Annotated in this window: 15 protein-coding genes and 1 pseudogene; 2 read left to right on the forward strand and 14 right to left on the reverse strand. The window is 64.0% G+C overall.

The features are described from left to right. Positions 1-10: 10 nt before the first annotated feature. From HAP48_RS48460 to HAP48_RS48475, 4 genes are all read right to left on the reverse strand, one after another. Positions 11-241 carry a hypothetical protein gene (locus HAP48_RS48460; protein WP_166208058.1) on the reverse strand — a complete coding sequence of 77 codons (231 nt, stop codon included), beginning with the start codon at positions 239-241 and terminating at the stop codon, positions 11-13. Between the two features lie 67 nt (positions 242-308). Beyond that, on the reverse strand, positions 309-584 hold the full coding sequence (locus HAP48_RS48465) for a hypothetical protein (protein ID WP_166208061.1): 276 nt from the start codon (positions 582-584) through the stop codon (positions 309-311). Between the two features lie 29 nt (positions 585-613). Continuing rightward, a complete protein-coding gene (locus HAP48_RS48470) occupies positions 614-2,068 on the reverse strand; it encodes a short-chain fatty acid transporter (protein WP_166208064.1) in 1,455 nt (484 codons plus the stop codon). A gap of 53 nt (positions 2,069-2,121) precedes the next feature. Then, positions 2,122-5,529: a molybdopterin-dependent oxidoreductase gene (locus HAP48_RS48475; protein WP_166208066.1), complete on the reverse strand. Its 3,408-nt coding sequence runs from the start codon at positions 5,527-5,529 to the stop codon at positions 2,122-2,124. A 136-nt stretch (positions 5,530-5,665) separates the two neighbouring features. On the opposite strand from HAP48_RS48475, the gene HAP48_RS48480 reads away from it, so the two are divergent. Further along, the gene (locus HAP48_RS48480; protein WP_166208069.1) at positions 5,666-6,343 is read left to right on the forward strand and encodes a GntR family transcriptional regulator; all 678 of its coding nucleotides are present in this window, start codon (positions 5,666-5,668) and stop codon (positions 6,341-6,343) included. Between the two features lie 36 nt (positions 6,344-6,379). On the opposite strand, the gene HAP48_RS48485 is transcribed toward HAP48_RS48480, so the two are convergent. The 10 genes and pseudogenes from HAP48_RS48485 to HAP48_RS48530 all read right to left on the reverse strand — a co-directional run bounded on the left by HAP48_RS48485 (position 6,380) and on the right by HAP48_RS48530 (position 18,012). Beyond that, a complete protein-coding gene (locus HAP48_RS48485; protein ID WP_166208072.1) occupies positions 6,380-7,540 on the reverse strand; it encodes an acyl-CoA dehydrogenase family protein in 1,161 nt (386 codons plus the stop codon). A 175-nt stretch (positions 7,541-7,715) separates the two neighbouring features. Then, positions 7,716-8,483, reverse strand: a complete 768-nt coding sequence (locus tag HAP48_RS48490) for a crotonase/enoyl-CoA hydratase family protein (protein ID WP_166208077.1) — start codon at positions 8,481-8,483, stop codon at positions 7,716-7,718. Between the two features lie 32 nt (positions 8,484-8,515). Then, positions 8,516-9,298 (reverse strand): SDR family NAD(P)-dependent oxidoreductase, encoded by a 783-nt coding sequence (locus HAP48_RS48495; protein ID WP_166208080.1) that lies wholly within the window; start codon positions 9,296-9,298, stop codon positions 8,516-8,518. 18 nt (positions 9,299-9,316) lie between these two features. Further along, positions 9,317-10,567 (reverse strand): acetyl-CoA C-acetyltransferase, encoded by a 1,251-nt coding sequence (locus tag HAP48_RS48500; protein ID WP_166208083.1) that lies wholly within the window; start codon positions 10,565-10,567, stop codon positions 9,317-9,319. A 259-nt stretch (positions 10,568-10,826) separates the two neighbouring features. Then, a pseudogene (locus tag HAP48_RS48505) lies at positions 10,827-11,090 on the reverse strand (helix-turn-helix domain-containing protein); the annotation flags it as partial. 1,154 nt (positions 11,091-12,244) lie between these two features. After that, positions 12,245-12,823, reverse strand: a complete 579-nt coding sequence (locus tag HAP48_RS48510; protein WP_166208091.1) for an adenylate kinase — start codon at positions 12,821-12,823, stop codon at positions 12,245-12,247. Between the two features lie 12 nt (positions 12,824-12,835). Next, positions 12,836-13,375 carry an inorganic diphosphatase gene (gene ppa / locus HAP48_RS48515; protein WP_166208094.1) on the reverse strand — a complete coding sequence of 180 codons (540 nt, stop codon included), beginning with the start codon at positions 13,373-13,375 and terminating at the stop codon, positions 12,836-12,838. A 13-nt stretch (positions 13,376-13,388) separates the two neighbouring features. Continuing rightward, positions 13,389-15,350, reverse strand: a complete 1,962-nt coding sequence (gene acs / locus HAP48_RS48520; protein WP_166208099.1) for an acetate--CoA ligase — start codon at positions 15,348-15,350, stop codon at positions 13,389-13,391. Beyond that, complete coding sequence (locus HAP48_RS48525; protein WP_166208102.1) at positions 15,350-16,297, reverse strand: alpha/beta fold hydrolase; 948 nt, start codon at positions 16,295-16,297, stop codon at positions 15,350-15,352. Before HAP48_RS48525 ends, acs begins: the two co-directional genes overlap by 1 nt. 71 nt (positions 16,298-16,368) lie before the next feature. Then, complete coding sequence (locus HAP48_RS48530; protein WP_210292782.1) at positions 16,369-18,012, reverse strand: acyl CoA:acetate/3-ketoacid CoA transferase; 1,644 nt, start codon at positions 18,010-18,012, stop codon at positions 16,369-16,371. 166 nt (positions 18,013-18,178) lie between these two features. Between HAP48_RS48530 and HAP48_RS48535 the strand changes: the two genes are divergently transcribed. Further along, on the forward strand, positions 18,179-18,499 hold the full coding sequence (locus HAP48_RS48535; protein WP_166208108.1) for a hypothetical protein: 321 nt from the start codon (positions 18,179-18,181) through the stop codon (positions 18,497-18,499). Positions 18,500-18,563 lie beyond the last annotated feature (64 nt).

Here is an 18,563-nt window from a genome sequence, read left to right on the forward strand (position 1 = left end):
GATTGTCCTTTCAGATATTGCTGGGGGTCGATGGCTGGCGCCGGGACTGGCGGCGCTGCTGCAACAGCGCCCTCACCGCACGCTCGGCGGCGCGGGCAGAGCCGAAATAGCCACCGTCGAGGCCATCAAAGGCGCGATCGGAGGAGAAGAAGCAGAAGCCGCTCTTGTCGCTGACAACGATTCCTGCTGTGCGATCCGATACTTCGATGACGTAAGCTTGGGATATCTGGGCTTGGGACATGCGTACTCAATCGCCGGATGACGGCGCTCCTGTCTGATTGTCGCTGACTCTGGATTTGTCGAAGCGATCAACAACAGACGCCGGTCGCCGCCGAGACGCAGCGATGCTGCATGCGGCTTCGCATGTCGCACATCAGGCTGCGGTCGTCATGTCTCATTGCGGTGACCTTGAACATCGCGGGATAACGCGCATCAATATCCAGCCGAAGCGCGCGGCGGTCAATGAAATGGCCGTCCAAAATTGACCGCCCGGCGCGATGCATCCATTCGCGGCGGGCGGAAAAACAGCACAGATTTGGTGATGACGGTTGCGGACCGCTGAATTGGCAAAGCAACGCGGGCACCGAGCGCTATGGTGCCCGGCCGTGATTCCTCAAGGCAGGATCGGCGGGTGATAGCTGAAGGTCGCCATCAGGATCGCCGCCAGCAGCATCACGATCGGGAAATGGATGAAGAACTGCACCGAAGTGTAGCCGATCAAATCCTTCGACTTCAGGCCGAGAATGCCAAGCAGCGGCAGCATCCAGAACGGGTTGATAAAGTTCGGCAGGGTCTCGGCGATGTTGTAGACCATCACCGTCCAGCCCAGATGCGCGCCGATATCGTTGGCTGCCTTCATGATGTAGGGTGCCTCGATGATCCATTTTCCGCCCGCCGACGGCACGAAGAAGCCGAGCAGCGCCGAATAGATTCCGACCAGGAACGAGAACACGGTGGAGTTGCTGGAGGCGCCGACGAACCAGTGCGCGATCGTGTCCGACAGCGTGGTGCCGCTGCCGTTCGGCACCTTGGTCAGGATCTGCGCGATGCCGGCATAGAACGGAAACTGCAGCAGCACGCCGGAGACGCTCGGCATTGCCTTGGAGAAGGATTCGATCAGGCTCCGCGGGCGCCAGTGCAGCACGATCCCGAGAATGAGGAAGACGAAATTGTAGGTGTTGAGCCCCGACAGCGTGATCAGCGGATTGCCCGACTGGAACGTCTGCCACAGCCAGCCGGCGGCAAGCAGCGCGATCAGGATCGTCAGCAGCGGACTGAACTCGAGCCAGTCGCCCGGACGGGCCGGCTTCGGGGCCTCGATCCGGTCATCGCCGAGCGCAACGCCGAGGTCTTCCGCCGTCCTGGCCTGCTCGGGCGCCGGCGTCGTGAAATAGCAGATCGCGGCGGAAACGACAGTCACCATCACAACGGTGACCATGTTCTGCCAGGTCAAAATGGTTTCCGAGAAGCCGATCACGCCGGTGATCGGCAGCAGCGACGCTGGAATGCTGCCGGCATTGGCCTGGAGCTGTGCGGCGGAAGACGTGATGCCGAGCGTGAAGCCGCAGCCGAGCCCGAGATAGCCGGCCGCGCCGGCCGCCCGATAGTCGAGCCGGATGTCGGTGCGCCGCGCAATCTCCCGCACCAGCAGGCCGGAGAAGATCAGGCTGAGGCCCCAGTTCAGCAGCGAGAGGAAGATGCTGAGCACGCCGACAAAGACCACCGCGCCGCGCCCGGTCTTCGGCACGCTCGCCAGCCGCGCGAGCACGGCCGCTACCGGCGGCGACATCGCCACGACATAGCCGCCGATCGCGACCAGCGCCATCTGCATCGTGAAAGGAATCAAGTTCCAGAACCCGTCACCGAACGCGCGACTGACGGCGAGCGGCGAGCCGCCATGCAGGATCGCACCGACGGCAACCGCAATCACCGCGATCAGGACGAAGACATAGGCATCCGGAAACCAGCGCTCCGCGAACGCCACCAGGGCCTGCGAAAATCGCGCGATGATGTTGTCAGCGACAGGTTTTCGCAGGCTCACGGTTTGATCATGCGTCGCATTCGTCATCAATCTGATCCCCCTTCGGTGATGCGGTGACAGCCTTCAGTGTGATTTGGTTATCAAAGCGCGAGCGTGAGGTCGGTCAGAGGGACCGCCTGGCAGGCAAGGCATTGTCCCTCGCTTGCATCGACGGGCGCGAGATGTGTGAACTCGCCATCGACGACCTCGACCGCACAGCTTTCGCATTGCCCGACACGGCAGCCGCTCGGCAGCGCGACGCCCGCCGCACTCGCCGCATCGAGCAGCGTCCCGTGCTCCGGTCTCCAAAAGAAGCTCTGCTTGCTGCCGGCAAGCCGGATGGTACGTGGCGCAAGGTTGCTCGGCACCACCGGCGGCGACACGAAGCTTTCGGCGAAGATGTCGAACCGCGGGATACCGAGCGCCGTCACGGCCTCGATCTGCGCCGCGACGAAATCGGGCGAGCCGCAGATGTAGACCAGCGGCCGGCGCGCCGACAGCAGCTTGACCTGTTCGAGATCAAGCCGCCCCTTGCGTAGCGAATGCGAACCGACCGGGTCCTGCGCGGGCGGTGCCGAATAGAACGTCACCCGTGTCAACTCTGGCGTACTGGCTTCCAGCTCCGCAAGCCGCCGCGCGAACGGGTGCTCGCGGCTGCTGCGGCAGCCGTGCAGCAGCAGGATTTCGGCGACACGATCATCTGGCGCAATGTGTTGCAGCGTCTCGAGATGGCTGATGAATGGCGTGATGCCGATGCCGGCGGCGAGGAAGATCAGCGGCCGCGGCCCCTTCAATGGCGGCGTGAAGATGCCGCCCGGCGGCTCCAGCAGAACCTCATCTCCGACCGCGAGACCGTGCAGACGATCCGGCATGAAGAACGGCGTCTCGCCGCGCCGTGCTTCGTCGAAGAAGCGCCCCTTCACCGCAATCGACAGCGCTTGCGGCAGTTCGCCCGATCCGGTCAGCGAATAGGCCCGCGCCTCCGCCGCACCAGGCAACGAGATCATCACGTGTTGGCCCGGCAGGAAGTCGGGCAGCGGGCCACTGTCAAGCGGCCGCAGGCTGAGCGCGACCACGTTGTCGGCCTCGGCCCGGCGCTCGCCAACCGCGAAGCGCCGCCGGCCGCTCCAGACGCCGCGGCTTGCATCGGCGTCGCGCCTGATATTGCAGACGATCGCGCGCAGCGGCACGGAGCCGCTGACGGGATCGCGCGCATCGTCGTGTAGCACCGCGTTGATGTTGCGCGTGCGGATGCCTGCCGTCGTGGAGCGATCGCGGCCGAGCGGCGGACAATCCTCCCACCAGCCGAATTCGGCGACGACGACGCGATCGTCGAGCGCCGCATTGAGACGCACCTTCAGGCCTACGGCACCGCCCTGGGTCTCCACCACGGCCCAGTCGCCTTCCACCAGCCCGCGCCGCTCGGCGAGTTGCGGGCTGATCTCGACGGCCGGATCCGGTGACTTACGCCGCAGCGAGGCCACATGCCGATAGGAGGAGTGGACGAACCAGCCGCTCTTGGCGGTCGAGAGCACCAGCGGAAAGCGCTCATCCGCGGCACTGGCGAGCGGGCTTCCGACCGGCTCGACATGATCGGGCAAGGGATCGTACCCGTGCCCCAGCATCAGCTCCGAGTATATCTCGACGCGGCGCGTCGGCGTCGCAAACCCCGCCACGGTTCCGTCGTCGCGCGTGACGGCGTATTTTTTATCGCGGAAGACCTGCGGGAAGCGGCGTCCCTCGGGATGCGCGCGCAGCTCATCGACACCGACGCCGAGCGGCGCCAGCTGATAATTCCAGCCGGCCTTGATGTCGCCGCCGAAGAACAGCTCGCCCATGCCGAGCTTCAGCGCGAGCGCCGCGGCGATCTCGTAATCGGCCTTCACCGCGCCCACCGGCTCGAGCATGCGCGGCCGAAATTGCACGGTCTCGACAGCTTCCTGCGTGATCTCGAACCCGATCTTGAGCGCGTCGCGTTCCCACGGCGTGCTGGCGGGCAGCACGAAATCGGCGCTCTCCGCCGTCGGGTTCATGAACATGTCGATATGAACCTGGAATTCCAGCGCGTTCAGCGCCGCGCGGTTGCGCTCGGAATGGCCCTGCGAGACGACGAAGTTGGTGCCGAAGGCGACCAGCGCGCGGACCCGGTAGGGTTTGCCCTCGAGCACGGCGCGGCTGAAATCGCGCGCCGTGATCCATCCCTTCGCCGGCGGTCCGAGCGGCAGCTCGGCAATGCCGAGCGCTTTCGCCTGTTGCTCCGGCGGCAGGATGTTGTAGTCGTTGAGGGCACGCGTCGGCGGCGGCACCGGCCAACGATTGCCGCCGGGCCGATCGCAGGCGCCGGTCAGCGCGTACAGCGTTGCGATCGCGCGCTCGACCGCGGTCGCATTGGTGTGCTGGCCGACGCCGGTCCAGGAATGATAGGCGAGCCGCGGCCGACCGGCGAGCAGCGCGTTGAGCGCGTCGACGTCCTCGATACGTAGCCAGGTCAATTCCGCAACGCGCGCCGGTGTGTAAGGCGCAACGCGCTCGGCGAGCAATTCGAACGCGGTCGCCGCCGATATCATCCGGCCAGCGCGCGCACGGATCGACAGCGCGCCGCGCAGCTGGCCGCCGCTCTCCGGTGCGGAGCGCGTGTCGCAAGGCACTGGTGCGCCCGACGCGTCGAGACGCACGAAAGCCTCCGCCGCGCCATCCGCCCACAACGCATCGGCGCGCAGGAAGCGCCCGGTCGCGCGATCGACCAGCAGCGATCCATTGGTCCATGCGTTGACGAAGGCCGCATCGAAGCTGCCGGTCGCGATGAGATGACGGATCGCACCCATCGCGAGCGCGCCATCGGCGCCCGGGCGGATGCGCAGCCAGAGATCGGCCTGCTGACCCGAGCCGTTCGGCTTGGGATCGACCACCACGACCTTGGCGCCGCGCCGCCGTGCATCGGCGATCCGCGTTGCCTGGGCGAGCCAGGTGCGGGCCGGATTGTGGCCCCACAGGATGATCGCATCGGCATTGTCGTAGTCGGGAAAGCCGATGCCGCGGCCGAAGGTCAGCGCATGCGCATAGTCCTTGTGCCAGCCGCAGATTTCGACCGCATAGATCAGGTTCGGGCTGCCGAAGCCGCGGATGAAGCGCTCGACCCATTCAAAGCTGTCGACCATCGGCGTGCCGCTCGGCGTGGTGACGCCGAACGCCACCGCCTCGGCACCGCTCTCGGCGCGGATCGTGCCCAGCCGGTCGGCGATTTCGGTTAGCGCCTCGTCCCAAGACACCTCGACCCAGCCCGGATCGGCGGCATCGCGCGGCCGGGTCCTCTTCAGCGGCACGGTCAGGCGACGAGGGCTGGCGACGATTTCGGGAGCTGCGCGGCCCTTGGCGCAGAGGGCGCCGCCGGTCGGGTGGTTGTTTAATACCTCTACACCGACGAGACGTCCGTCCTCGACCACGGTGACGGCACCGCAGCGCGAGCGACAGAGCGTGCAATAGCCGGGTAGCCGCTGTTTCACCGCCATCTCACGATCAGTCACCCATAGTGGCGCATCTTAGTAACGCGTTACACATTTACGTCATACGCTACCGCCCCCGTCAAGGCTAAGTAATAATCAGGGACGAATCGGAGTTCGGAGCGAGAGGCGACCACGACCACCCATGGACCAGAATTTGCGCGAACAGGTACTGCAGCGGGTGCGCGCCGAGATCATTTCCGGCCAGAGCCTCCCGGGCACGATGTATTCGGTGCCGAGTTTGGCGGCGAGCCTCGGCGTCTCCTCGACGCCGGTGCGGGAGGCGCTGCTCGAGCTCAGCCGCGGCGGCCTGGTCGAGCCGATGCGCAACCGCGGCTTCAAGGTCGTGGAGCCGACGCTGACCGAGCTGCGCAATCTGTTCGACATGCGCGAGGTGCTGGAGCTGCACGCCGCGGTGCTGGTCGCCGCCAATCCGCCGCGGGATCTTCCGGCGGTGCGCGGCTGGGCCGACCAGATCGCCAAGGCCGTCGAGACCGACAACGTCCAGCTCTATCTGGAAGCCGACCGCAACTATCATCGTGAGTTCATCGCAGCAGCCGGCAACGAGCTCTTGACCGACATGGTGATGGGCCTGCGCGACAAGATGCGGCTCTACGGCATCAGCTCCCGCGCGGGCCACGAGCGGCAGCTGGCGTCGGTGCCCGAGCATTACCGGCTGATCGAACTCGCGCTCGCCGGCGAGACCGAGGCGCTGCCGACCCTGCTGCGCAACCACATCCGCTCCTGGGAGCCGATCTTCGTCGATGCGCTGCTGCGCTCGAAGGAACACGTGCGCGAGCCGCTGCGCCAGGCGCGCGGCTGACGCGGCGCGAGTTAGAAGGCCGGCCGCGATGGCCGGTTAATCCAGAATGCTCTTGTAATTCTCCGAGAAGACATCGCGGCCGATGATCAGCCGCATCACTTCGGAGCTTCCCGCCAGGATCCGATTGACGCGCGCGTCGGTGAACATGCGGCTGATCGGATATTCATCCATGTAGCCTGCACCGCCGTGCAGCTGTACGCCGAGGTCAAGCATCTTCCACTCGACTTCCGAGGACATCATCTTGGCCTTGGCGCCCATATTGCTGGTCAGGCGTCCCGCATTGTGCTCGGCCACGCAGTGATCGACATAGACCTGCACGAGATCGATTTCGGCATCCATCTCCGCCATGCGGAACTGGGTATTCTGCTGCTCGGCGAGAGGCTTGCCGAACAGCTTGCGCTCCATCACGTAAGCGCGCGTGATGTCGAACGCCTTGCGGCCATTGGCGATCGATCCGACCGCGGAGATCAGCCGCTCCTCGGCAAGGCCTTCCATGAGGTAGTAGAAGCCCCTGCCGGGTTCTCCCAGCACGTTGGCCTTGGGCACCTTCACATTGTGGAAGAAGAGTTCGGCGGTGTCCTGCGCCGGCATGCCCATCTTCTTGAGATTGCGGCCGCGCTCGAAGCCTTCCATGCCTCGCTCGACGATCAGCAGCACCATGGCATGCTTCTTCTCGGCACCTGCGAGCCTGGCGGCCACGATCACCACGTCGGAATTGATGCCGTTGGAGATGTAGGTCTTCGAGCCGTTGAGCAGGAAATGATCGCCCTTGTCCTCCGCCGTCGTCCGCATGCCCGCGAGGTCTGAGCCCGCGCCGGGCTCGGTCATCGCGATGGCCAGGATCGTCTCGCCGCTGACGCATTTGGGCAGGAAACGGTCGCGCTGCTCCTCGGTGCCGAAGCGCTTGAAATAAGAGCCGACCAGGCGGCTGTGCAGCGTGTTGTACCAGCCCTTGCAGCCGGAGCGCGCAGTCTCCTCGATGATGATCTGCTCATAGCGGAAGTCCATGTCGCCCATGCCGCCGTATTTTTCCTCGGGCCAGATCATCAGGAAGCCGAGGTCGCCGGCCTTCTTGAACGCGTTGCGGTCGACGATGCCGGCCTCCCGCCACTCCTCCATATGGGGCGCGATCTCGCTGGCGAGGAACTTGCGGTAGGAGTCGCGGAAAATGACCTGATCTTCGGTAAAGTTGCGCATCATTCCCCCAATAGAGCGTTTTTGAGCGAAGTGGGCACCGGTTCGCGTGAAGAAAACGCGTCAAAATAAGAAGCTAGCGTTTCAAGCGACGTGGAATACTGGCCCGCAAAAAAATTAGGAGCGCCGGTACTGATCCAATCAAAACCGGCGCTCCATTGTCGAAACAGTCGACGCCTTACTTGCCCTTCCAGTTCGGCGCGCGCTTTTCTGCAAAGGCCGCCGCGCCCTCACGGGCATCCTCGGAGACGAAGACAGGACCGACGATCTCCTGCTGCTTCTTCCACATCTGGTCTTCCGGCCAGAGCCGGGATTCGACGATCACCTGCTTGGATGCCTTCACCGCGAGCGGGCCATTGGCGCCGATCGCTGCCGCAAGCTCAAGCGCGGCATCGAGCGCGGGGCCATCGGTCAGGCGGTTGATGATGCCGAGTTCGTAGGCGCGCGCCGCGCCGAAGAACTCGCCGGTCAGCGCAAACTCCATCGCCACGCGAATGGGCATCTGGCGCGGCATGCGGATCAACCCGCCCGCCGCGGCGGCCAGCCCGCGCTTAACCTCGGGGATCCCGAACTTGGCGTTGCGGTTGGCGACGATCATGTCGCACGACAGCGCGATCTCCATCCCGCCGGCGAGTGCGTAGCCGTCGACGGCCGCAATCAGCGGCTTCTTCGGCGGCGCCTCGGTGAGGCCGGCGAAGCCGCGGCCGGGGATCGACGGCCGCTCGCCTTTGAGGAACCCCTTGAGGTCCATGCCCGAGCAGAACGTGCCACCGGCGCCGGTGATGATGCCGACGCCAAGGGCATCGTCGGCGTCGAGCCGGTCGATCGCCGCAGCCACGCCCTTGGAGAGTGCGAGATTAGCCGCGTTCTTGGCCTCCGGCCGGTTCAGGGTGATGATCAGTATCGGTCCGCGGACTTCAGTGAGGACCGGCGCTTCTTCGGACATCGCTTTCGTCTCCTGTTGCCGTGCGCAGTTGCTTAACGCGGGGCCATGCGGATGGCGCCATCGAGGCGGACGTCTTCACCGTTGAAGTAGCCGTTGGTGATCATGGTCAGCGCCAGCTGCGCATACTCCTCCGGCATGCCGAGACGCTTCGGGAACGGCACCGACGCGCTGAGCGCGGCCTTGACGTTCTCCGGGGCGCCCTGCAGCAGGGGCGTATTGAAGATGCCCGGCAGAATGGTGTTGACGCGGATGCCCTCGGCCATCAGGTCGCGCGCGATCGGCAGCGTCATGCCGACGACGCCGGCCTTCGAGGCCGAATAGGCGGCCTGCCCCATCTGGCCGTCCTCGGCCGCAACCGAAGCGGTGTTGACGACCGCACCGCGCTCGCCGTGCTCCAGCGGCGTCAGCGACAGCATGCCCTGCGCCGACTTGGCGATGCAGCGGAAGGTGCCGACGAGGTTGATCTGGATGATGCGGTTGAAGGCGTCGATCGGAAAGTGAGTGGGTTCGCCGGTCTTCTTGTCCCGGCCGGCGGTCTTCACCGCGTTGCCGGTGCCCGCGCAGTTCACCAGGATGCGCTCCTGGCCGTGTGCCGCGCGGGCCTTGGCGAAGCCCGCATCGACCTGCTCGTCGGAGGTGACATCGACCTTGCAGAACACGCCGCCGATTTCCCTGGCGATGGCTTCACCGTTCTCTTCGTTGAAGTCGAAGATCGCGACTTTCACGCCTTGCGCAGCCAGCGCCCGCGAGGTGGCTGCGCCGAGGCCGGAGGCGCCGCCGGTGACGACGGCGGCGACCGATGAATCGAGTTTCATTGCAGGTTCCTTTCGAGCTCAGATGCGTTCGATGATGATGGCCGGCGCCATTCCGCCGGCGGCACACATGGTGACGAGACCGTAACGTCCGCCGCTCCGCTCGAGCTCATCGAGCGCCGTGCCGATCAGGATCGATCCGGTCGCGCCAATCGGGTGACCGAGCGCGATCGAGCCGCCATTGATGTTGACCTTCTCGCGATCCAGCTTGAGGTCGCGGATGAATTTTTCAGCGACGACCGCGAAGGCCTCGTTGATCTCCCAGACGTCGATGTCGTCCTTGGTCAGGCCGGCCTTGGCGAGAACCTTCTTGGCCGCCGGAACGGGCGCGTTGAGCATCAGCGTCGGGTCGTCACCCTGATTGGCATAGGCCACGATGCGGCCGCGCGGCTTGAGGCCGTGCTTCTCGGCATATTCCTTCGAGGTGATCAGCACCGCGGCGGCGCCGTCCACCACGCCCGAGCTGTTGCCGGCATGATGCACGCCCTTCCAGTCGAGGTCCGGATACCGGCGCTGAATCTGCTTCTTGAATGTCACCCCGTTGCCGAGATCGAAATCGGCGAGCTGCTCGAAGCTCGGCTTCAGCGACGCAAGTCCTTCGGCCGTGGTCTCGGGGCGCGGGAATTCTTCACGATTGAGCGCGACGCTGCCGTCGTCGTTGAGCACGGGGATCACCGACTTGGCGAAGCGGCCTTCATCGATCGCCCGCTTGGCGCGTTGCTGGCTGACCAGGGCCAGCGCATCGCAGGCCTCGCGGCTGATCCTCTCGCGGGTCGCAATGGCGTCGCCGCACACGCCCTGGTGAGACTGCGGGTGAATGTCGTCAAGCGCCGGATTGCCCGAACCCATCATCCGCGCCGGCTGTCCGGCCTTGGAGCGCTCGGCTGCGAGGGTCTGCTGATAGCTCATCATCTCGGTGCCACCCGCGATGACGCAATCCTCCATTCCCGACATCACCGAAGCTGCCGCGAGGTTCACCGACGTGATGCCGCCGCCGCAGAAGCGATCCAGCGTCGTGCCGCTGGCGTTGATGTCGTATCCGGCCGCGAGCGCCGACATGCGTCCGAGATCGCCGCCCTGCTTGCCTTCCTGGGTCGATGTCGACCAGATGATGTCGTCGACGGTCGACGTATCGAGCTTGTTGCGCTCCTTGAGCGCGCCGAGCACTGTTGCCGCCAGTTGCTGCGGGTGCAGGTGCGACAGCGCACCCTTGCCTGGCTTGCCGATGCCCCGCGGCGTGCGAACGGCGTCGATGATGTATGCTTCAGACATGCGTTTCCCCTTCGTTTCAGATGTTTCGTGACTGTGAGCTCGTGGCGATGGTCGCGATCATTCTGCCTCGGAACAGGCCGAGGCGTCAGCGGTAAGGTGGTGTCACCGCAAGCGGCTCGGCAACCGCGTTGCGCTGGTCTTCGAAGTACTCGAAGCGCGAGCTCGTCCCTCGCCGCATGGACGCTTGTGCCTCATCGAGTTCCTGCTCTTCGGCACAGACCGGCACGTTGCAACTCGCCGCGAGCAACGGAGCGCCGGCCGCATTGGCGTCGGGAGCCAGAGCATATTTCTGCTCGTGCGGCAGGTAGATCAATTGGCCGATCTGGGTGAGGGTCAATGTGAGACGAGAGACCGTCGATCGCGGAAGCCCGCAGCGATCGGCGATTTCGCGATTGCCGAGCCGCATGCTTCGACCCTCGAAGCAACGCACGATGTCGAATGCGCGTGATACCACCTGTATCACGCGTCGGTTGTCCGTGCCGGCCGTCTCTTGCGCCATCAGTACTTCAGATCGACGTCCCATCGTTTACGCCTCAATCCTCATTTTCGTACGGGTGAACAAAGCCACGCTGATTCGGGCAGAGGGCGCCGATCCGAGATGTCCCTGCCGGGCGCGCAACGTGGCGCGGCCCACGCGCGAGCGGACAAGCATGCAGGATCTGACGGCAAGGATCGGCGGACGCCGCATCGGTGTCCCAGCGATGCCGGTCGGCTTGTTCCGGGATCGACGGTTTGACGTGGTCGCCGGTGGCATTCGGCGGAATGGCGCCCGTGTCGATCGTGCCGACGCGGTGCCGCGCAGGCTCGGCAAGGAATGCGACCTGCCAGACAACACCGTCCCGGCCTGTTCGAGGCCGGCCTGCACGGAATCCGTGAGCGCGTGGTGTTCCAGCCGAGCGAAGCCGCCACCGAACGGGGCAAGCAGCTTCGGATATCTATGGCCGGCCAGCATCAGGCGGATTCTTTCCCTAGGGTTTCTGTCTTAATTAATTGATTAATTAGTTGGCGGAGTGATTAAGATGGGCCGGCCGCCCTGTCAACCGTCCTTCGGCGCGCGCCTGCCCCTCGCCCAGCGCCTTACACGTCGCTCCAACCGATCAAGGCGGGCTGTCAGCGCAGTGATGGCGAGCCCGGCGCGACTTTCTTCAGACTGAAGCCGACGCTGAACAGTGATGGAGCAAAGCGTCGACGAAAGTCTGCCCGCAATCGCGGGCATGCTCCGACGCATGATGCAAAAACGATCGCGGAATGAGGCGGCGCTGCAGAGCTGGGAAAGGTGCGTACCGGCGTGCGACCCAGAGCATCATTCCCGATCGGAAGCGGGGTTCAGGTCCGACCCATTGCTCAAATTTGGTCTAGCCTCCCGCCAAACAACGGAGGTCGTAGGAAACCTTAGGAAACGTCGACATTTGCGCGTGCCAACGTCCCGCTCGCGCCTGATCGCAGGAATGTCGGAGGCTCAAGTCGATGGAAGGCTTAGCAACCTAGGCCGATAACTCGCTGCGGATCGACGGTCCCTCGGAGAATGACTTTCGTCGTTTCCGCAACCGGCGGAATGACCTATATGCGAAAAGCAACCCGCAATCTGCAAAAGCAACCCGGTCCAGCGTCTCGGACGAGCGAAAGGCAGACCGGCGATATCTCCTCCAATTGGTCGCTTGATGTTGCTCGACCCTTTCACTCGATCGCTTCGATCAGAGCCGCTGTTACGCAGTCGATCGGCTGTGATGCGTCAACGCTCCTGAGTAGTCCCTTGGCGGAATAGTAGTGAGTAAGTGGGCTCGTTTGGTTTGTATAAGCCGTTAGACGTACGCTGAGCGCTTCCTCGTTGTCGTCCGCCCGCACGGCTTCACCGCTGGCGCGAGCCTGGATGGCACGTCCTAAGATCCGGTCGAGCAACTTCGCTTCATTGACCTTGAGTTCGAGGACGCAATTGAGCTCGTGCCCGTCGGCGACCAGAAGCCCGTCAAGAATTTCGGCCTGCGACACGGTGCGCGGAAACCCGTCGAGGATGAAGCCTCTCGCCGCATCGGGCTGCGCGATCCGCTCGATGATCACCCTCGCCACCAGGTCGTCGGGAACGAGTTCGCCCCGCTTCATGATATCGGCTGCTTTCATCCCGACCGTCGTTCCCGCCGACGCGGCCGACCGAAGCATGTCGCCGGTCGACAGCTGCGGAATCGCGAGAATCTGGGACAATCTGAATGCCTGCGTACCCTTCCCGGCGCCCGGCGGTCCCAAAAGCACAAGTCTCATATCGCTTCTCCGTCAGCCAGGCTTGCGCACGGCGGCGCGGCCTATCGCGGTTTCAATCAGCGTGCGCGCCTCGTCGGCATGTCCCCATCCTGCAAGCCGCACCCACTTGCCGGGTTCGAGATCCTTGTAATGAAGGAAAAAGTGCTCGATCTGCTTCCAGGTGATCTCGGGCAGGTCTGTGTAGGTCTGCACGTGCTGATAGCGCTGCGTCAGCCGTGACGATGGCACCGCGATGATCTTCTCATCGCCGCCACCGTCATCCTCCATCTTCAGAACGCCGATCGGCCGCACGTTGATGACGGCGCCCGCAATGATCGGGCGTGTATTGGCGACCAGCACATCGATCGGATCGCCGTCGTCGGAGAGCGTCCGCGGCACGAAGCCGTAATTTCCGGGATAGCGCATCGGCGTGTACAGGAAGCGATCGACAAAGAGCGTGCCGGACGCCTTGTCCATCTCGTATTTGATCGGTTCGCCGCCGAGCGGCACCTCGACGACGACATTGACGTCGTCGGGTGGCGTGTGGCCGATTGCAATCGCATCGATGTTCATGGGATGCTCACGCCTATCGCTTATTCTGCCGGTTCTCGACGAGGTCGTCGACCACGGCGGGATCGGCCAAGGTCGAGGTGTCGCCGAGGCTCGACGGCTCGTCCTCGGCGATCTTGCGCAGGATGCGGCGCATGATCTTGCCGGAGCGCGTCTTCGGCAGGCCGGGCGCGAACTGGATCAGATCCGGCGAGGCGATCGGGCCGATATCCTTGCGGACCCAGGCGACCAGCTCCTTGCGCAGCGCTTCCGTCGGCTCGGTGCCCTTCATCAGCGTGACATAGGCGTAGATGCCCTGGCCCTTGATGTCGTGCGGATAGCCGACCACCGCGGCTTCCGACACCGCCTCATGCGCGACCAGCGAGCTCTCGACCTCGGCGGTGCCCATGCGGTGGCCGGAGACGTTGATGACGTCGTCGACACGGCCGGTGATCCAGTAATAGCCGTCGGCATCGCGCCGGCAGCCGTCGCCGGTGAAATACTTGTTCTTGTAGGTCGAGAAATAGGTCTGCTCGAACCGGGCATGATCGCCATAGACCGTGCGCATCTGGCCGGGCCATGACTTGGTCAGGCAGAGATTGCCCGAGGTCTCTCCCTCCAAGGTCTTGCCGTCGGCGTCGACGATCTCCGGCACCACGCCGAAGAACGGCCGCGTCGCCGATCCCGGCTTCAGCTTGGTGGCGCCCGGCAGCGGCGTGATCAAGATGCCGCCGGTCTCGGTCTGCCACCAGGTGTCGACGATCGGGCAGCGCTCGTCGCCGACCACGCGGTAATACCATTCCCAGGCTTCCGGATTGATCGGCTCGCCGACCGAGCCGAGCAGGCGCAGCGATTGGCGCGAGGTCTTCTTCACCGGCTCGTCGCCGCCCTGCATCAGCGCGCGGATCGCGGTCGGCGCGGTGTAGAAGATGTTGACCTTGTGCTTGTCGACCACGTTCCAGAAGCGCGAATTGTCCGGGTAGTTCGGCACGCCCTCGAACATCAGCGTGGTCGCGCCGTTACAGAGCGGTCCATAGAGGATGTAGCTGTGACCAGTGACCCAGCCGACGTCGGCGGTGCACCAGTAGATGTCGCCGTCGTGATAGTCGAACACATATTGATGCGTCATCGAGGCGAACACGAGATAGCCGCCGGAAGTGTGCAGCACGCCCTTCGGCGTGCCGGTCGAGCCTGAGGTGTAGAGGATGAACAGCGGGTCCTCGGCGTGCATGTGCTCGGCCGGGCATTCCGTCGTCACCATCTCGGCGGCCTCGTGATACCAGAGGTCGCGGGTCGGGTTCATGTCGATCTTGCCACCGGTGCGCTTCACCACCACGACCCAGTCGACGCCGCCGGTTTTGGCGATGGCGGCATCGACATTGGCCTTCAGCGGCACCTTCTTGCCGCCGCGCAGGCCTTCGTCCGCGGTGATGACGACCTTCGAGTCGCAGTCCTTGATGCGCTGGGCGAGGCTGTCAGGCGAGAAGCCGCCGAACACCACCGAGTGGATGGCGCCGATCCGCGCGCAGGCCAGCATGGCGTAGGCGGCTTCAGGAATCATCGGCTGATAGATCGTGACGCGATCGCCCTTCCTGACGTTGCGGGTGCGCAGGATGTTGGCCATCTTGCAGACTTCGTCGTGCAGCTGGCGGTAGGTGATGTGCTTGGATTCGGAGGGATCGTCGCCCTCCCAGATGATCGCGGTCTGGTCGCCGCGCTTCTCCAGATGCCGGTCGATGCAATTCCAGGCGACGTTCAACACGCCGTCCTCGAACCATTTGATCGAGATGTTGCCGGGCGCAAAGGAGACGTTCTCGACCTTGCTGAAGGGCTTGATCCAGTCGATCCGCTTGCCGTGCTCGGCCCAGAAGCCGTTGGGGTCCTTGACCGAGTGCGCGTACATCTCGCGATACTTGGCGTCGTTGACATAGGCGCGCTTGGCCCAATCGGCCGACACCGGATAAACCTGCTCTGCGGACTTGTCCAAGCTCGTCGTCATCAACCAACCTCCGAGAAATCACGTGGCGGGGCCTTCAGGAAATCCGTTACGACCTTGATCTGGTCCGGCGTCACCAGCGGTGGCACATGGCCACGATCATCGAACCGGAAAATATCGGCGCGCCGATTCCGGCGTCTCATCTCATTCGTCAGATCGATCGACAGCAGGTCCGATTTGGCGCCGTGCAGCACCAGCATCGGCACCTTGATTGCTTCCCAGTACTTCCAGAGATCGAGTGGTGCGTAGAACCAGGGCGTTTTGAACGCCTTGGCGATCGCCGGATCGCAAAGCGCCGCGTAATGCCCGTTGGCTTCTTCCCAGCGCAGACTGTGGATCGCAAGATGCCGCCAATGCTCGTCGGCGAGATAGCCATAGGGCGCGAGCACTGTGCGGAAGTATTTCTCGCCGTCCTCGATGGTCGCGAACGCCGTCGGCATGTCCGCGATGTAACCGCCGATCCGCCGCAACCCGGTCGCGGACACGAACGGGCCGATATCATTGATCACGAGCTTGCGGACAATGCTTCCGGAAAAGCCGGCCATCACGATCCCGATCAAGCCACCGAGCGATGTTCCAACCCAATCGACCTCCTTCACGCCGAGGCGTGCGACCAGCGCATTCATATCGGAGCAATATTGCGGCAGCGAATAGTCGTCGGGATTGCTGATCCGCCCGCTTCGGCCGCGACCCGGCAAATCGGGACAGATCACCCGCCGGCCGCTCGCCGCGAGATCAGCGGCGAGATGGTCAAAATCCCGTGCCTGCCGCGTCACGCCGTGGACACAGATCACCGGCCTGATATCGTCGACTGGCCCCCAATCGACGTACGCAATCTCGTGAAAGCCCGACGGCGAAAGGCCAAGCAGCCGACCCGCGCGATCCGGCTGCGGGCCTTCGGATGTCCCGCCCGAAGCCCTCCCTGTCACCTGGTATTCTCCGTCAAACATCCCGTCTCTCCCGACAAGCGACGGCGGTCGCCCATCCGCGAGCCCCCTCAATGACGACCCATCATCACGATCTATCTGCCCGATGCATCGCCGCCTGCCTGAAAATGCGCGAAGCGCTGGGCTTCCGCCTGCGTCTCGAAAATATGCGGCGCAACATGCCGCTCGGCGAGCCCCTCCCCGAGCTTCATCCGCATGAACGCACTCGTGGTGTAACGGGACGCCGAACTGTAGTAGCGCTTCTCGAGATAGGCGATCATCGAGAAATAGGTGTCGCTGACCTGCGGCTCGAGATGGAAGCCATCGTAGTTGGCAATCAGCGCGACCGGCTTGCCGACCGTACGACAGGCGTTCTCGACCTCGCGCCGGACCAGATCGACGTCCTCGACGGTGCGGACCTCGAAACCCTCGAAATTGACAAACAGCGCATTGCGTTCCGCATCGTAGCTGATGCGATCGGCGAGGTTGCGGCCGAGCAGCATGTGGTCCAGCCCCATCGGCTGGTTGCGGAAGATCCGCGCGTCCATCGGACGCACGTTGCGGATCAGCGGCTTGAAATCCATCTGGCCGAGGATGTCGCGTTCGATATCGATGCCCGGCGCCACCTCGATCAGTTCGAGCCCTGCAGGTGTCCGCTGCAGAACGCAACGCTCGGTCACGTAAAACACCGACTGGCCGGTTTCAGCCGCGTAGTCGCCACTGAAGGTGATCTGCTCGACCTCGGCAATGAATTTCCGCATCGTGCCTTCGCGCAGGATGTGGAGCGCTTCGTCCTCGACCGCGAGCTTGAGCCCGCCGCTGGTGAAGGTGCCGGCAAAGACGATCTTCTTGGCGCTCTGGGATATGTTGATGAAGCCACCCGCACCGGCCAGCCGCGACGAGAACCGGCTGACATTGACGTTGCCAGCGCTATCGACCTGCGCCATGCCGAGGCAGGCGAGATCGAGCCCGCCACCGTCATAGAAATCGAACTGCTGATTCTGGTGGATGACGGCGTCCGGGTTGAGCGCGGTGCCAAAATTGAGGCCGCCCTGCGGCATGCCGCCGATGACGCCGGGCTCCGCCGTCAGCGTCAGGTACTTCAGCACGTGCTCCTCAGCGGCGACCGCCGCAACGCCTTCCGGCATGCCGATGCCGAGATTGACAACGCCGCCCGGCGGCAGCTCGAACGCACAGCGGCGCGCGATGATCTTGCGCTCGTCGAGCTCGAGCGGCCGCACGCGATCCATCGGCACCCGCTGGCGGCCAGAGAAGGCGTGGCTGTAGGTGGTTCCGTAGGTCTGCGGATGGTTCTCCGGATCGGCGACCACGACGCAGTCGACCAGAATTCCTGGAATCTGGACCTCGCGCGGATTGAGTGAATTGCCGGCGGCGATGCGTTCGACCTGCACGATGACAAACCCACGCGAATTCTTGGCCGCCATCGCCATTGCGAGATTGTCGAGCGTCAGCGCCTCACGCTCCATCGTGATGTTGCCGGCGGGATCGGCGGTGGTCCCCCGCAGGATTGCGACGTTGATCGGGAACGCCTTGTAGCGCAGCCATTCCTCGCCATCGATGGTCATCAGCTCGACCAGGTCCTCGGTGGTCTTCTCGTTGAGCTTGCCGCCTTCGAGCCGCGGATCGACAAAGGTGCGTAGCCCGACCTTCGAGATCGTGCCGGGACCACGCGCAGCAATGCTGCGGTAGAGGTGCGAGATGCAGCCGGCGCCGCCCAAGTGAAAACATGGTACAATTAGGGCGGCTGGGTGAACTGGCCCAGCACAACAATGAGCAAGAAGGACTGTCTTGAGCCTGCCAAGCTCCGGCCCGTCGTAAGCGCGCGGACAAGGCCGCGCGGCGACGCCCACTTTTCCGCGTTAAACGCGTTAAGGAGGATGCACCATGGACACGTCATTTGTTCTCTTAATCGGAGCGATAGCTGGTGCCATCGGCGGATGGATAACCAGTGGAATGTTGAAGAGCATAAGTCTCGGCAAGGCGGCAGACACAATTGTCGGTCTCCTTGGCGGCGTCGTGGTAAGCTACTCGCTTCATACGACGCTTGCCAACCTTGCAGGTTCCGACAGCAGCGTCTCACTGGGTGCCACCGTCAGTCAAATCGTCGCTGCGCTCGTCGGCGGTGGAATCCTCACCGTTATTTGCGCGTTGCTAACCCGTCTTATTCGCGAGAGGGCGCCTGAGAGGCTGGCGAGCGTGGTGTAAAGCGCTGATGCGGCGTAGGATTCGGTTGCAAAGCCAACCCCATCACCTCAACCGCGAACGCCAG

Source organism: Bradyrhizobium septentrionale, assembly GCF_011516645.4.
GTDB lineage: Bacteria > Pseudomonadota > Alphaproteobacteria > Rhizobiales > Xanthobacteraceae > Bradyrhizobium > Bradyrhizobium septentrionale.

Excerpts from the sequence above, each read along its gene's own strand:
- HAP48_RS48510 (WP_166208091.1), bottom strand. The coding sequence starts at position 12,823 with ATGAGACTTGTGCTTTTGGGACCGCCGGGCGCCGGGAAGGGTACGCAG.
- HAP48_RS48475 (WP_166208066.1), bottom strand. The coding sequence starts at position 5,529 with ATGGCGGTGAAACAGCGGCTACCCGGCTATTGCACGCTCTGTCGCTCG.
- HAP48_RS48485 (WP_166208072.1), bottom strand. The coding sequence starts at position 7,540 with ATGCGCAACTTTACCGAAGATCAGGTCATTTTCCGCGACTCCTACCGC.
- HAP48_RS48525 (WP_166208102.1), bottom strand. The coding sequence starts at position 16,297 with ATGTTTGACGGAGAATACCAGGTGACAGGGAGGGCTTCGGGCGGGACA.
- HAP48_RS48480 (WP_166208069.1), top strand. The coding sequence starts at position 5,666 with ATGGACCAGAATTTGCGCGAACAGGTACTGCAGCGGGTGCGCGCCGAG.
- HAP48_RS48470 (WP_166208064.1), bottom strand. The coding sequence starts at position 2,068 with ATGACGAATGCGACGCATGATCAAACCGTGAGCCTGCGAAAACCTGTC.
- acs (WP_166208099.1), bottom strand. The coding sequence starts at position 15,350 with ATGACGACGAGCTTGGACAAGTCCGCAGAGCAGGTTTATCCGGTGTCG.
- HAP48_RS48500 (WP_166208083.1), bottom strand. The coding sequence starts at position 10,567 with ATGTCTGAAGCATACATCATCGACGCCGTTCGCACGCCGCGGGGCATC.
- HAP48_RS48535 (WP_166208108.1), top strand. The coding sequence starts at position 18,179 with ATGGACACGTCATTTGTTCTCTTAATCGGAGCGATAGCTGGTGCCATC.
- HAP48_RS48490 (WP_166208077.1), bottom strand. The coding sequence starts at position 8,483 with ATGTCCGAAGAAGCGCCGGTCCTCACTGAAGTCCGCGGACCGATACTG.
- HAP48_RS48495 (WP_166208080.1), bottom strand. The coding sequence starts at position 9,298 with ATGAAACTCGATTCATCGGTCGCCGCCGTCGTCACCGGCGGCGCCTCC.
- HAP48_RS48460 (WP_166208058.1), bottom strand. The coding sequence starts at position 241 with ATGTCCCAAGCCCAGATATCCCAAGCTTACGTCATCGAAGTATCGGAT.
- ppa (WP_166208094.1), bottom strand. The coding sequence starts at position 13,375 with ATGAACATCGATGCGATTGCAATCGGCCACACGCCACCCGACGACGTC.